This is a genomic window from Bacteroides sp., from assembly GCF_029057325.1.
Lineage (GTDB): Bacteria > Bacteroidota > Bacteroidia > Bacteroidales > Bacteroidaceae > Bacteroides.
Genome location: NZ_JAICZW010000166.1, coordinates 21,719 through 35,158 on the forward strand (window position 1 = coordinate 21,719; position 13,440 = coordinate 35,158).

The 13,440-nt window shown below is 50.2% G+C and carries 12 protein-coding genes; 1 reads left to right on the top strand and 11 read right to left on the bottom strand.

Annotated elements, in window-relative coordinates:
* The first annotated feature begins 110 nt into the window (after positions 1–110).
* A complete protein-coding gene (locus K2G43_RS11235; protein WP_300155212.1) occupies positions 111–1,151 on the top strand; it encodes a GNAT family N-acetyltransferase in 1,041 nt (346 codons plus the stop codon).
* 85 nt (positions 1,152–1,236) lie between these two features.
* Here K2G43_RS11235 and K2G43_RS11240 read toward each other — a convergent pair whose 3' ends face one another.
* The 11 genes from K2G43_RS11240 to K2G43_RS11290 form a co-directional block, all read right to left on the bottom strand.
* Positions 1,237–2,556 carry a TldD/PmbA family protein gene (locus K2G43_RS11240; protein ID WP_300155215.1) on the bottom strand — a complete coding sequence of 440 codons (1,320 nt, stop codon included), beginning with the start codon at positions 2,554–2,556 and terminating at the stop codon, positions 1,237–1,239.
* Between the two features lie 115 nt (positions 2,557–2,671).
* The gene (locus K2G43_RS11245; protein WP_300155218.1) at positions 2,672–4,207 is read right to left on the bottom strand and encodes a TldD/PmbA family protein; all 1,536 of its coding nucleotides are present in this window, start codon (positions 4,205–4,207) and stop codon (positions 2,672–2,674) included.
* Positions 4,208–4,251: 44 nt separating this feature from the next.
* Positions 4,252–5,016 (bottom strand): diadenylate cyclase CdaA, encoded by a 765-nt coding sequence (gene cdaA, locus K2G43_RS11250; RefSeq protein WP_300155221.1) that lies wholly within the window; start codon positions 5,014–5,016, stop codon positions 4,252–4,254.
* Between the two features lie 45 nt (positions 5,017–5,061).
* Complete coding sequence (folP, locus tag K2G43_RS11255; protein WP_300155224.1) at positions 5,062–5,910, bottom strand: dihydropteroate synthase; 849 nt, start codon at positions 5,908–5,910, stop codon at positions 5,062–5,064.
* A gap of 176 nt (positions 5,911–6,086) precedes the next feature.
* Positions 6,087–6,554: an HU family DNA-binding protein gene (locus K2G43_RS11260; RefSeq protein WP_297645557.1), complete on the bottom strand. Its 468-nt coding sequence runs from the start codon at positions 6,552–6,554 to the stop codon at positions 6,087–6,089.
* A 449-nt stretch (positions 6,555–7,003) separates the two neighbouring features.
* Positions 7,004–7,675 carry an ATP-binding protein gene (locus K2G43_RS11265; RefSeq protein WP_366525050.1) on the bottom strand — a complete coding sequence of 224 codons (672 nt, stop codon included), beginning with the start codon at positions 7,673–7,675 and terminating at the stop codon, positions 7,004–7,006.
* 30 nt (positions 7,676–7,705) lie between these two features.
* Positions 7,706–9,637 carry a hypothetical protein gene (locus tag K2G43_RS11270; protein ID WP_300155228.1) on the bottom strand — a complete coding sequence of 644 codons (1,932 nt, stop codon included), beginning with the start codon at positions 9,635–9,637 and terminating at the stop codon, positions 7,706–7,708.
* A 4-nt stretch (positions 9,638–9,641) separates the two neighbouring features.
* The gene (locus K2G43_RS11275) at positions 9,642–10,874 is read right to left on the bottom strand and encodes a hypothetical protein (protein ID WP_300155232.1); all 1,233 of its coding nucleotides are present in this window, start codon (positions 10,872–10,874) and stop codon (positions 9,642–9,644) included.
* Positions 10,871–11,161, bottom strand: a complete 291-nt coding sequence (locus K2G43_RS11280; RefSeq protein ID WP_300155234.1) for a DUF1294 domain-containing protein — start codon at positions 11,159–11,161, stop codon at positions 10,871–10,873. Before K2G43_RS11280 ends, K2G43_RS11275 begins: the two co-directional genes overlap by 4 nt.
* Positions 11,162–11,237: 76 nt before the next feature.
* Positions 11,238–12,440 carry a hypothetical protein gene (locus K2G43_RS11285; protein ID WP_300155237.1) on the bottom strand — a complete coding sequence of 401 codons (1,203 nt, stop codon included), beginning with the start codon at positions 12,438–12,440 and terminating at the stop codon, positions 11,238–11,240.
* A 23-nt stretch (positions 12,441–12,463) separates the two neighbouring features.
* Positions 12,464–13,435 (bottom strand): hypothetical protein, encoded by a 972-nt coding sequence (locus K2G43_RS11290; RefSeq protein WP_300155240.1) that lies wholly within the window; start codon positions 13,433–13,435, stop codon positions 12,464–12,466.
* Between the last annotated feature and the right edge of the window lie 5 nt (positions 13,436–13,440).

A 13,440-nucleotide genomic window follows, 5' to 3' on the forward strand; every position in this document is an offset into this window, starting at 1 on the left:
GCTGAGATAAAGTTTAAGATAGAGGATTTACAACTTTGCAAGGCAGCTTGAACTGTTTTCCGGTGTGAGTTATCTGTTTTTTTGTTATATCTTTCCATCCTCGAACAGAGATGGATGTCTTAACCCTGACAATGAACATGCGAGAGAAGATAAAAGAACTATGGAAGCGTTGCTTCCACGACAGCGAGGAGTTCACCGAACTCTATTTCCGCCTGCGTTATAGCGATGATGTCAACGTGGCCCTCCAAAGTGGCGGGGAGGTGGTTGCCGCCTTGCAGGTGCTGCCCTTTCCCATGACCTTCGGGGGAGAAGAAATCTCTACGGGCTACATATCGGGCGCTTGCACGCACCCCGACCACCGCAACCGGGGCCTGATGCGCGAACTGCTGACCGAAGCCTTCGCCCGGATGCGGCGCGGCGGTGTCCTTCTCTCCACCCTGATTCCGGCGGAGCCTTGGCTGTTCGGTTACTATGCCCGTAGCGGCTACGCTCCCGTGTTCGGCTATGCGGAGAAGAGGTTCGTTGCTGCCGAGGCCCCTGTTGCCGACACCTCCTTCACGCTGGAAATGTCCGACGCATACGCACAGAAGAGTTATGAATACCTCAGCCGCAAGCTGCGGGAACGCTCCTGCTGCCTCCAGCATACCGCCGCCGACTTCCGTGTGGTCATGGCCGACCTGCGCCTGAGCCGGGGCTTTGTCGGCACCCTGAACCGCGAAGGGAGAATCGCGGCACTTGCTGTCGCCTATCCCCTTGAAGAAGGCGGCTGGCGCATCGGCGAAATCGTGTCGGACACGCCCGAGGCGGAGACCTTGTTGCTGGAGTTCGTCTGCCGGCGGCTTCGCGTCCCCTCCCTCCGGGTGGTGGTTCCGTCCGTCTGCGGCGACAGCCGTCCGCTGGGCATGGCACGCGTCATCCATGCCGAAACGATGCTCAGGATCTATGCCGCCGCCCATCCGGAAGTGGAACTCAGTCTCTGCCTGACCGACGAGCAGGTGCCCCTTAACAACGGCTACTACCGGGTGAAGGACGGGAAATGCGAAAAGAGTGCCAAGCGTCTGCCGGGCAGCTGCCCGACGGTCAGTGTCGGTGAGCTTGCCGAGAGGATGCTGGCGGGGGAGAGGGCTTATATGAGTTTGATGATGGATTGACGTCGGTAAATGGCACAAAAAAATCCCGTCCTTTCAATAATCAATGACGAAAGGACGGGATGCTTATTTTTTTAAGATCCGTTTATCAAAGTCCGCTAAAGTCCACCCCTTCGAACACCAGTGACGGAATCTGCCAGGATCGGTTGGGCTGTGGGTCGTTGCCTACGGCTATCAGTGAGTTCCACAGGGTCAGCATGTTGCCCGTTACGTTCATCTCGTTCACCGGCTGGGTCAGCTTTCCGTTCTCAATCAGGAAGCCTTCGATACCGTAGGAGAAGTCGCCCGTGCTGCTGTTGCTGTTTCCGCCGTTGAATCCCGTCACCAGGATGCCTTGCTCGATGTCGGCCACCAGTCCGTTCAAATCTTTAGTGCCCGGTGTCAGAATCAGGCGCGAGGGGTTGCTGATGGTGGGGGCCATGTTCATCTTCTTGGCGTTGTAGGTATCTATGAAGTAGGTTTTCAGCACACCTCTGTCGAAGATGGCACGCGGTTCGGTGGCGACGCCTTCATTGTCAAAATAGCGTGAGCCGGTGGCACCCACCACGTGCGGCTCGTCTCTTAGGGTGAAGAGGTCGGAAGCTACCTTTACATCGGTCTTGTCCAATAGGAAGGAGTTCCGCTGTTGCAAGGCCGAACCATAGAGCGCGTTCAGCATCGGGCCGAGGAGCTGTCCTGCGTTCATGGGGTCCACCACCATGGTATATTTTCCCGACTTCGCTTTCTTCTGGCCCAGCTTGCGCAGCACGCGTTCCAGTGCCTTAGCACCGATGCCTGTCTTCGTCAGTTTGTCATAGAACAGCGCCGAGTCGTACCAATAATCCTGCGGGCGCGCTTCCCCTTCTCCCTTGATGGAGACACTTGCCGAAACGGAGAACCACGTGCTTTTCGACTCACCTTCAAACCCGTTGCTTATCAGGCGGTAGGAGGAACTTTCACCGTCGCTGTAGGAAGAATCTACCGAGATGACGCGCTCATCCTTTCCCATCACCTCTTCGGCTGCGGCACGGGCTATTGCCACTTTGTCGTCGGGATTGATGTCGTGGAGTTTCTTGTCGAAAAGTTGCAGGTCGGGCTTGCCTCCTTTGTAGTAGCGGGTGGGGTCGGTCAATACACGCGACTCGTCCTCGGTCAGATAGCGGGTCGATTCGATGCCATTGGCGATGAGGTGCTCCAGTTCTTTTTTATCCAATCGGTTGGTGGATAGAGACCCGAACCGTCCGTCCACGTAAAGTTGTATTCCCAAACCGTTTTCGGTGGCCTGTTGCAGGCGGTCTATCTTGCCATTGCGCAGTTCGAAAGAGGAATTGGAATTGGTATATAGCACCAGTTTGGCTGCTTGACAACCGTTCTTCAGGGCGTAGTCCATTGCCCACTGGGCCAGTCTTTTATTATCGTCTGTAATCATTGCTTTTCAATTGATAATTTATAATTGGTAATTCAATGTTGAATGGGGAATGGATAATCAACGACCGGAAAGCGGAAGTGCCTTTCTTTATCTCATCATCCATTGTCCATTGAATTTAGTTTTCTCCTCCCACCGTCAGTTTGCTGACTAGTGCCGATGGCATGCCGCAGGTGACGGGGCATGATTGTCCGTCCTTGCCGCAGGTCCACGTGCCGTTGTCTATCTTGTCGTTGTTCGCCACCAAGGTGATGTCGGCCAGGGCTTTCGGTCCGTTGCCGATGATGTTGATGTCCTTCACGGGTTGCGTCAGTTTGCCGTTCTCTATCAGGTAGCCCGATTTCACGAAGAAGGTGAAGTCGCCGGCTCCAATCTGCACCTGCCCGTTGGTGAACTGGTCGCAATAGATGCCGTTCTTCACGGTGGAGATGATGTCTTCCTCGCGCATGTTTCCCGCTTCCATGTAGGTGGCGCGCATGCGGGGGATGGGTGCGTTGCGGAATGTGTCGCGGCGTCCGTTTCCGGTGGGTGTCACACCGTAGTGTTTGGCGCTGATGCGGTCGTGCAGGTAGCTGGTCAGCACGCCCTCTTTCACCAGATAGGTCTTTTGTCCTTCCACACCTTCGTCGTCGAAGTTCACGGCTCCCCGGTTGAAGGCAATCGTGCCATCGTCCACTACGTTGATGTGCTCGTTGCAAATCTTCTTGCCAAGCAAGTCACAGAAGATGGAGGTACGTTTGCGGTTGAAGTCCGCCTCAAAAGCGTGTCCGATGGCTTCGTGCAACAGGATGCCCGAACCTCCGGCACCCATCACTACAGGCATTTCGCCGCCTTTGGGCTTCACTGCCTTGAAGAGGATGGCGGTCTTCTCCACTGCCTCCCGCGCCAGCACGTCCACGATGTCGTCCGTCAGGAACTCGAAGCCCTTACGGTAGGAACGGGCAGCATAGCTGTTCTCCATCTTTCCATTCTCCTCCATGATGCAGACTGCCGCGAAGGAGACCATCGGGCGGTAGTCGTAGTAGCTCACGCCTTCGGAATTACAGAACAACACGTGCGACGTGCTGTCCGATAGCGAAGCCTGCACCTTGCGCACGCGGCTGTCCAAAGAGAAAATCTTTTCGTTCAGTTTTTCCAGATAAGGAATCTTGGTCTTGATACCTGTCTCTTCCCACGGTTCGCTGACGGAGTAACGACTCTTGGGCAATGCCTTCTCGGTAAGGCCCACCGATTTTCCCGCCTTGCCCGAAGAGGCGATGCGTGCGGCTGTGCGTGCGGCACGCAACATCTCGTCCAGGGTTACGCCTTCCACGTAGGCATAGCCTGTCTGGTCTCCGGCCAGCACGCGCACGCCCATGCCGAAGTCTATGTTGGAACTGCACCTGTTCACCTTTCCGTCCATCAGGGCGATGCTGTTGTCAAACGTATGCTCAAAATAGAGGTCGGCATAATCGCCGCCTTTTTCCAAGGCAGCCGCCATCACCTTCTTCAGGTCGGCTTCTGTCACGCCGAAATGAGCCATTGCCGAAGCCACGGCCGACTGCTTGTCTGCTCCCAAGGCTTTGCGCACTGATGCAGGCATGGCCAGCGATGGTGCAGCAAGTGCACTCAACGCTGCCAGTCCGCCGGTCCGTAAAAAATTTCTTCTGTCCATACTTATAAGTTTTTTGTTTATTTATTCTATAAGAAATCTCCCTTTCAACTCTCCTTCGTCAACAGGCTTTCCAGTTCCTCGGCGGTCAGTCTCAGGTAGAACTGCCCTTTGTAGGCTACGGATATGCCTCCGGTCTCTTCGGAAACGATAATCGCATGGGCATCTGATACCTGCGAAATGCCCATCGCCGCACGATGTCTCAGACCCAGTTCCTTCGGGATGTCGAGGTTGTGGGAAACGGGCAGGATGCATCCCGCCGCCTTGATGCGCTTTTTGCTGATGACCATTGCTCCGTCGTGCAGCGGGCTGTTCTTGAAGAAGATGTTCTCAATCAGCCGCTGGTTGATGTTGGCGTCGATGGTTTCGCCTGTGCGCACCACGTCGCTCAGCGGCATGTTGCGTTCCATTACAATCAGGGCGCCGACTTTCTGCTTGCCCATGCTGATACACGCCATCACAATCGGCATAATGTCTTCATGTGCCAGCTTTTCTTTTTTGTTTCCGGTGAAGAAGCGCACCAAGGCACTGGCATGCTGATGCGAACCCAGTGTCAGCAAGAAACGCCGAATCTCGTCCTGAAACAAGACAATGAGCGCCAGCACGCCCACACTGACCAACTTGTCGAAGATGGAGCCAAGCAGCTTCATTTCCAATACCTGAGAGACCACCAGCCATATCAGGATAAACACCAGAATGCCGGTAAACACATTGATGGAGCCGGAAGCCTTCATCAGCTTGTACGTGTAGTACAGCAGGAATGCCACCAGCAGTATGTCTATAAAATCTTTTATGCTAAATTCAAAAAACACGGGACGGGGATGATTTAAGATTTATAATTTATGATTTATCAATTGTCAACTGTTCCTCATGGCTTCCACAATCCGTATCGTTTCCACTGCTTCTTTTACGTCGTGCACGCGGAGGATGTCGGCACCTTTCAGCAGGCAGATGGTGTCAATCACCGTGGTGCCGTTCAGCGACTCCTGCGGCGTGGTGCCCAGCAGGCGGTAAATCATCGACTTGCGGGATACGCCCACCAGCAAAGGCAGTTCGAAGATGCGGAATTCCTCCAGATGGTTCAGCAGCTCGTAGTTATGCTCCAGCGTCTTGCCGAAGCCGAAGCCGGGGTCCAGAATGATGTCCTTCACGCCCAAGTCACGCAGTTGTTGCACCTTCCGGGCAAAATACTGAAAGACCTCCTTCAGCAGATTGTCATAATGGGGATGCTGCTGCATGTCCTGCGGCGTGCCTTGCATGTGCATCATGATGTAAGGCACGTTCAGTTCGGCAACTGTGCGGAACATCTCTTCGTCCATCTCGCCGGCGGCAATGTCGTTGATGATGGCAACGCCATACTCCTCCACACACATCCGTGCCACATCCGCCCGGAAAGTATCTACCGAGACCACCGCATCGGGCTTCACCCTGCGCAGCACGGACAATCCGGTGCGCAACCGTTCCATCTCTTCGCGTGCCGATACATTATCGGCGTTGGGGCGGGAAGAATAAGCGCCGATGTCAATGATTCCGGCTCCTTCCGTCACAATCTGTTCCACTCGTCGGGCTATCTCCACTTCGGTCTGCATCCGGCTACCGGCATAGAAAGAGTCGGGGGTGACATTCAAAATCCCCATCACACACGGAGTGGAAAGGTCCAGCAGCGTGCCGTTCACATTTATATATTTGGTATTCAGTCTCTCCATGAATCGTTTTTCTTGATATACAACTGCAAATGTAAATAAAAAAAGCTATTGGCAAACGTTAGGGGGATAAAATAAATTCAACGGAATCCATACCCGATAAAAAACAAGGGAGGCAACGTACTCTTGTACCTCACCTCCCTGTTCACTTTTTTACTCCTGACGGAGCATTCTCCGATTTAGCCCAACGGATTGTCTCCTTGGTCGCCGCCGTCTCCAGAACCTCCGTTTCCTTCTTCCTCTTTGGGTACAACCACTTCGTCGGTCACCAGTCGCGTGATCCCCGACTGCTTCATCATGTTCTTCAACCGCTGTCCCGGTACGAAAATCAATTTCTGACGGTAAACCACATCTGCCGTTACCGACTTTGCCTCTTCCTGGCTTTTGCCGTTCAAGCCGGGTCGTATGCTTCCAAAATCGCCCAGCCGCACGGTTGCCCCGATGCTGGCGTAGGTGCAAAGCGCGTCAACCATACCGTCCAGCACTGCTTTTACGATACCTCTGGGAATCATTCCCTGACTGGTTACCTGGTCACACAATCTGTCGAAATCAATGTCTGCCACAGAATAAGAAGCAGCCACATACTTTTCTGTTTTGGCGGTACCAATGCCCACCATTCTCTTTCTTACTACATAACGAAATGCCATAATCTTGTCGTTTTAAAAGGTTAATAAATAAAGTTAGTTTTGTGTTTTAAGCTTAAGACGTGGCAAAGGTAAGGGAGTTCTTTCAACTAAAAAAACGTTTTTGCGAAAAGCGTTACACAAATTGAATGATATGTGGTAATAGACTGTTTGTTAGCGCTTTGTCAATTTCTTCCAATAAACTTTTCTAAGAGTGGTATTCATAGACTGCCCATTCTTTTGGGGGATGCTGAGTCACCTCTCGTTCTCATACTAGGAGAACACAAAGGACCATTCCACACCGTCTGGTGCACCATGCTTCTTCTTCAGCAGGCAATTCTTGCTTTTCCCGGTTTTATTGTTTTCAATAGGGAATGATACAATATACTTTGATTTCATTCTTTCTTTATGCGAAGAATGCAGGTATAGGTGGCGGCATCTTCAAAAATCTGTTTGTCTCCAAAATCGGTCAATTATTTTTTGCGACGATATTTCTGATTTGGGTCGTTGGGCTTTTCGGGAATAGTACGTTCAAGAACCTCGAGTTCTATTAAGGACGTAATATATTTCTGCCGATTTTTAGATTGATTGGAAATTTTCAACCTATCCATAATCTCCTGTGCGGTCCTCGGTACGGAACAAAAGTTTCTAATATCCTCTTCCTTCTTTGTCAGTTTACGAGTAACCAAGTTTACGCAAGGTTGGTTACTTCCCTTATCTGCTTGGTTACTTTTACGCTCATTAGCGGTCATAACTTGGTTACTTTCTGCTTGAGCTTGGTTACTTTCGCGAGGTATGGTAATTACAAACTCGTTGGCGGCGTGAGTGATTTCTTTGTCTTCTACTCCATTGGAAAAAACGGCATTTGGATTGTATTCAAGCGCACGGCGCACCCCACTTCCTGCTCCGGTATAGGGCAACAAGTAGTTTGCATTCGTGAACAAAAACATATTTCGAGGCATTGATGTACCATTCTTAACATCCTCAACAGTTAACCCATTTGGCAAAGTTCCCGGACTATGAATTTCTACGCGATTGTCAAATATAAAAATACGAATCGGAGACTTAATATTCAGCGAGCGGTGTACAAGTGCATTAACGACATATTCGGTAAGACTTTCGTAAGGTATTTCCAGTTTACCAATAGAATTGAATTCCTTTTCGACCTGAACCGATTATTGTGTATGTGTTACTTGGTAGTTCGGGCAATTCACCACATACACCCATGAAGACGATTTATGAGGTGATGTGGAAATTACCACTGTCACTGCTCCTTTGGTGAAATGAAAGGGAATGTTGAACTTGTCTTTCACACTGCGGTTGGGACCTATCAAGATCCTGCCGGAAGTATCGGGACCATCATAGACTGTCAGAAGGTCGGGCTCACTGTAAAAATCCCCCGAGATAGAAGCGTTTCCTTCCTCTTGTCCCATGCCATAAGAGCGCTGATGCCTCATTTCATTAGCCTGTTTGGGAGTATTCTGCCCTCCGCTGCACGGCGGAAGTTCCATGTGGAGCGGGATGTCGCGCCGCTCTTGATTGACACGCAGATAGTCCCAGTCGCAGTTGTTCACTTTCGTCCGGTTGGTGGTGTATCCTTTGCGTGAGGCTACGATAGAGATACGCTCGTACTTGCGCATTGCGACATCAAACTCACCGTTCCCACTGTTGGAGGGTTGCATTTTCCCGCTTTCCGAACCGTTTATCTGCAGGTCGCAATCGGGCAGTAGCACGTTTGCTTTCTCTTCGCGCACGGTACGGAATCTCAGCGTTTCCATCACAGGCCGCATACGTATCTTTTTCTCCTTGTCTTTAATCTCTTTGAATACGGGGAAAGCGGATTGCTTGGGATAGTATGCCGGACTCTTGGTGGAGACAATCTGTATGCGGTCGTCTTCCATTGCCGAGACGGGGAAGATACCGTTGCGGTTGCTCGTTTCGGTAGCACGTTCTTGCTTTCCATCGGGGTGAGTGAGGAGAATCTCGTTGCGTACACCTGCGATGGGAACACTTGAAATGCTGTCGATATTTATAAACTCCTGCAAATAGGGTTCGGGTTCCAGCCATATCGTACGTATGTCGTCGCTTTGCAGGTTGAACTTCTCTACTGTCCATGGACCGCCTTCCTGTTGTCCGTCCTTATAGTGGACTTTAGAAGCGGTAATAGAAATGGTGGAGAGGACAAAGGCATCGTCATACACTGCTATGCCCTTACCGTCGATGCTGGTTTTTACTTTGCGCATAGTGGTTGTCCGGCTGTTGCCGGGATGGGTGAGCGACACCGTGCAAACGGCATCGGGAATGGGTTGCTGGGTGGCTTTGCTCTTCACGAAGAAGGTGAACCGCTCTTTCAGAGGACGGAGGCGGAGCGCCATACTGTCGCTTGCCTGTTTCAGCATCTGACAAGGTATCTCGGTGTGAATGGTATCGGCATAACCGTAACATTTTCCTATGAGCTGTTTCATCACCGAGCAGTAGCGCATCTGCGGCATTGTGGCAATGCCCGAAGCATCTGCCACGACCGAATCTGTCTTTACCTTCCCTTGCTCTGTATACTGATAGACGAGCACGCCATCGGGCAGGATATCGCCTGTCTCCTTGTCTACAAGCATGATGTGCAGGTCTTCAAGCCGGGGTTGCATGGGTAGGTCGGCATGCCATGTATAGTGAAAGTTGAACTTCACATCGGCGGCGGCATGGCAATCGCTTTGGGCGGTAAAGGACACTTTGCTCAAGCAGTGAAATACGTAACTGTATACACTACAAGGCAGTTTTTCGAAAACGGTTATTCCTGTAGAGTCAGTTTGCTGCGTACGGCGTACTTCTTCCGTGGCCAGGAATTGTCCGTTATTCCATAGGAAATGGGTTTGGTAGGCCATTTCTACCGGTTGACCGGCAATAGCGAGGTGGCTATCGGGTTCGTAGCATTCTACGGTAATGCTCTTTTCGCACTTGATGAACAGCAGAAGCGGAAGTAGCAAAAGGAGCAGTAGCCACCAAGGACGTCGGCGCTTGTGGTGCAACTGCAGGGTATACAGATTGTACTCTTCGTTGTATTTCACTTTTTGGGTGAAGTATATTCTGCTTAATCGATGGTCTTTGCTCATATCATTATTTCTTTTGAGGCGTTGTATCGTGCAAATCGTGCGATTGTTGATATTCGGGCGATATATCGAATGTTATTTTATACTTTTCCTTGTTGGTAAACCAATCTTTGGGAATATGGCAATACCCCTCGGCATCGGTGCGTAGTTGCACTTTTCCCTTCTTCTTGGTGTGGAGTATGAAATCCATGTCTGCCAACGGATAGCTGCCATAATCGAGCAACCGGAGACCTATCAATTCCGGTTTCGGTGCGGGTTTCGGTTCCGGTTGAGGTTTAGGAGGCTCTGGAACCGGAGGTACGGGTTTCGGACCTGGACCTGGATCAGGAGGAATCGTCTCCAATGAGAAGACAAAGCGCAAGCGTTGGTCGGCATATTGGGGTGTCTGCTGTTGCACCTTATCTTGATAAGAAACTTCACAAGCGGTCTGTGGCTGAAGCATATCTCCTTCTATCGACCCTGCTAAAGGTATCTGGAGTGATGCGTTTCCCGTCTCTTCTGTCAATGGATAAGTTTTGCCATTGAAGGTCACCATGCAGTTGAATTGCTCTACCGGAGCATCATCCATAGTTACGGTTACATCTACATAAAAATATCGGGTGAGGTCGAATGCATATTCTTTCTTACCCTTCTCTACAACCAGCGTAAACAGCCGTCCTTTGGACAGTTCGATGATCAGTTCCTTTCCCACAGGCAAGAGGTTGTCTACCGTGAACCAGCCATCGGTTGAGGTGACCCGTTGGTAACCGGCCAACTGGAAGATAAAGGAGGGTAGCAATGTCTTTTCCCATTGAAAGCCAATCTTGACTTCCTGCATCTCGATGTGTGTGTATTCGGTCGTGAGGTCGGTACAAGCTGCTTGATTGGGGTAGGCATAGCCCCATGCCACAAGCGCGATGTCATAATCCGTACCGTTCTTGCGGTAATAGATATACTTCTTGTCGGGTATTGACAGCAAGCTCTGCTTCAGTGGTGATGAATCGAGAGCCGTTGCCAATGCGTTTCTACGCTTGCGGTACGCTTCGGCTACTACGGCTCCTTCGTCAGCGGAAGCTTCGCTATACGACTTCCAGTCATTGCCGGGTAATGTCCATTGCAAGTAGTCTACTCCTGTCTCCGGTTCAGGATAGAGCAGGCGTACCTGTTGCGCCATGGGCGTAATCAGTTGGCTGATTTTCTGAATGGGAAAGCGTTGGTCGATGAGCCGGACAACTTCTCCTATTTGTAATTTGATATTCATACTGATGGAGAGTTAGTGTAACATATCCATGCTAATACAAGCAACCAAAGTACCAGGCATAAAGGTACCGTGATTAAGAAACTTCTATGCAGCGTCTTGTGTCTGAACAGCCACATACCCATACTTGCACCATAAGCTCCGCCTATCACAGCCAGACCTAAAAGTACAAATTCGGGGATACGCCAACAATGGTAGTGTGCACGCCGTTTATCTATCGCATAGATGCCGAAAGACAAGATGTTGATAAGAAACAGATAAGTATAAAACAGAAATCCTAAATCACTCATAATAGTAAACCGGTATAACGGAGTTCAGTGTTTGGGGCACTGAACTCACGGGTGTGATACAAAATAACGATGAGGGTCAGCTCCAAAGCATTCCCGCGCAGATGCAGTAGGTGATGTAAACCAGGAAGAGAATGCCCAATGCCATCAGCCCTTCAAGCAAATACGTCCACCAAGGTGTGGAGGCAGGGGGAGGAGGCGGTACGGATTTTCTTTTCAACGAGAAGACGAACCGGTTCACTCCTTCAGTCAAAGGGCGGTACTGGCTCTCTCCATCTATGGTAAGTGTACACGCTGCATTAGAATCGGTTATAAAGAAATCTGAGGTAGCGGCATATCCTTGTTCATCGCATATAAGCGTACTTGGGTGACCGACGTATTCCATACGGACATTTGCCTTATCATAAGGTATGCCATCAAGTGTGACAAACACTTCTACGACGGCGCGAGGAGGATCGGCAAGGATTCCTCCTTCTTCTCCTTTTCCTCTTTCCTTGTCTTCCCGTTCTTTACGTTTTTTCTCTTCTTCAGCTTTTCTTCTTTCTTCTTCTTGGCGTTTCTTTTCTTCCTCTTCTTTACGCCTTTTCTCTTCTTCTCTTTTCTTCCTTTCCTCGTCTTCGTCAATGTCAGGCTTGGGGGTATTGAAGGCAAAAAGAATCTTATCCATTCCGGACGTTACGGTGATGTGTTTGCGTTCACCCTCTATCTCTACGTCAAACTGGTAACCTATGGGAAGCTCGCCTACTTTAAACAATCCTTGTTCATCGGTCGTGCGGGAGAATCCATTGAGCAAAAAGGACTGTCCGACCACCGGTAAACCGTCTTTCTCCACACCGATGACAACATCAGCTGTCTCCTTGTTATTTACATAGTCACCAATAGCCGAACCTCCACCAACACGTTCCGGGTAGCGATAACCCCAGGCTGTGAGGCGAATCATCAGATGCCCTGTAGGGGTTTGCTGATAGTATATATAGTTGTCATCGGGCACAGTCAGTATCTTTTGCGCCATGGCTTGATTGGTTCCAAAGCGCTGCGCTACCGCTTGCTGGCGACGTAACAATTCACGCCGCACTTCTTGCGTGGTGAGCAGGTCGGCTTGCGCCAACGGTAGCCATCCCTCACCGGGAAGTTCCCACTGAAGATACTCATGTCCGGGCGTACGCTCAGTGAACAACTGTTCATCGCCATCGCCCAATTGTTTTTTCAGTGCCACATATACCTTATCATAGTCATCACCGATAAGGCAGAATACACCGGCCGATTTAATTTTTATGTTCATCTTCCTTCCGTTTTTGATTCATATTAGGGTACCAATGCCATGATTTTGTCGGCTACGGCATTGGGCTGTACACAATTTGTGGCAAGGCTCTCTCGATAAGTTTTCGACTGTTCTTTCAGCCAGGGAATCTCGTCGAGTGCCGTGATGAAGCTCGATTCCTTTTCCAACTTATCCAACGTAGCTTGTACCAATGGCCAAGCAAACTGATGCTCTGTCTCGTTTTTTATCACTTTCTGTATTTCCTTGATGACATCCTGAAAGATTTCTACCGTCACGGCATAGTTGTCAAGTTGCCAAAACAGGGATTTTACCTCTTTGGCTCCTTGCTGTTCGGTACAACGGTCACACAAAGTGCGCAAGGAGGGAATCAGTGATGCCACCTTAGCTTTGTCATAAGGAGAGTGTACAGCCTCTGTAGCTTGGGCATAGAGGCGGACGTTCTCTACAAAGGGTTTTAGCTTGTTACGGGCTTCAGCTACACGTGTATCGGCTGTAGCAAACTCCTCGTATTGTTGATAGTCGGTTTCCAGTTGTGCCAAACCTATTGCCGTATAGGGTTTGTTCAGCCATTTTTCATCTACTTCACCTGCTAACTCCGCCAGCCACTTGGCACGGAACACTTGTAGGTCGTTGAGTTGTTTCTTCAGTGCTGTAATCGTTTGGGCATCGGTCTTGTGTTGCTCATCGTGCTGAATCAGCATTGCGTCTTTCTCTTGCATTACCTGCTGGAGTTTGGCTTCCCATTGGCGTACTTGCTCTACACTGTCTCGTTTGAGCTGTTCTATTTGTTTTTTGTAACGGGCAGACTTGCCGTCTTTCCGTTCAGCCTGCAATGTTGAGTCGAGCGTAGCCACTTTCACTTTCAGCAACTCTACTTGTTTTTGCTGTTCTGCAAGTTGCTTTGTCAGTTTTGCCACATCTTTCTCTTCTTGAGCCTGAACCATCAGACCGCTAATCCCGAACAATAGCATTACGATGATTTTGATTTGTCTCATTGTTC

Excerpts from the sequence above, each read along its gene's own strand:
- K2G43_RS11280 (WP_300155234.1), bottom strand. The coding sequence starts at position 11,161 with ATGAGTGATTTAGGATTTCTGTTTTATACTTATCTGTTTCTTATCAAC.
- K2G43_RS11240 (WP_300155215.1), bottom strand. The coding sequence starts at position 2,556 with ATGATTACAGACGATAATAAAAGACTGGCCCAGTGGGCAATGGACTAC.
- K2G43_RS11245 (WP_300155218.1), bottom strand. The coding sequence starts at position 4,207 with ATGGACAGAAGAAATTTTTTACGGACCGGCGGACTGGCAGCGTTGAGT.
- K2G43_RS11235 (WP_300155212.1), top strand. The coding sequence starts at position 111 with ATGGATGTCTTAACCCTGACAATGAACATGCGAGAGAAGATAAAAGAA.
- K2G43_RS11285 (WP_300155237.1), bottom strand. The coding sequence starts at position 12,440 with ATGAACATAAAAATTAAATCGGCCGGTGTATTCTGCCTTATCGGTGAT.
- K2G43_RS11260 (WP_297645557.1), bottom strand. The coding sequence starts at position 6,554 with ATGGCATTTCGTTATGTAGTAAGAAAGAGAATGGTGGGCATTGGTACC.
- folP (WP_300155224.1), bottom strand. The coding sequence starts at position 5,910 with ATGGAGAGACTGAATACCAAATATATAAATGTGAACGGCACGCTGCTG.
- K2G43_RS11290 (WP_300155240.1), bottom strand. The coding sequence starts at position 13,435 with ATGAGACAAATCAAAATCATCGTAATGCTATTGTTCGGGATTAGCGGT.
- K2G43_RS11270 (WP_300155228.1), bottom strand. The coding sequence starts at position 9,637 with ATGAGCAAAGACCATCGATTAAGCAGAATATACTTCACCCAAAAAGTG.
- K2G43_RS11275 (WP_300155232.1), bottom strand. The coding sequence starts at position 10,874 with ATGAATATCAAATTACAAATAGGAGAAGTTGTCCGGCTCATCGACCAA.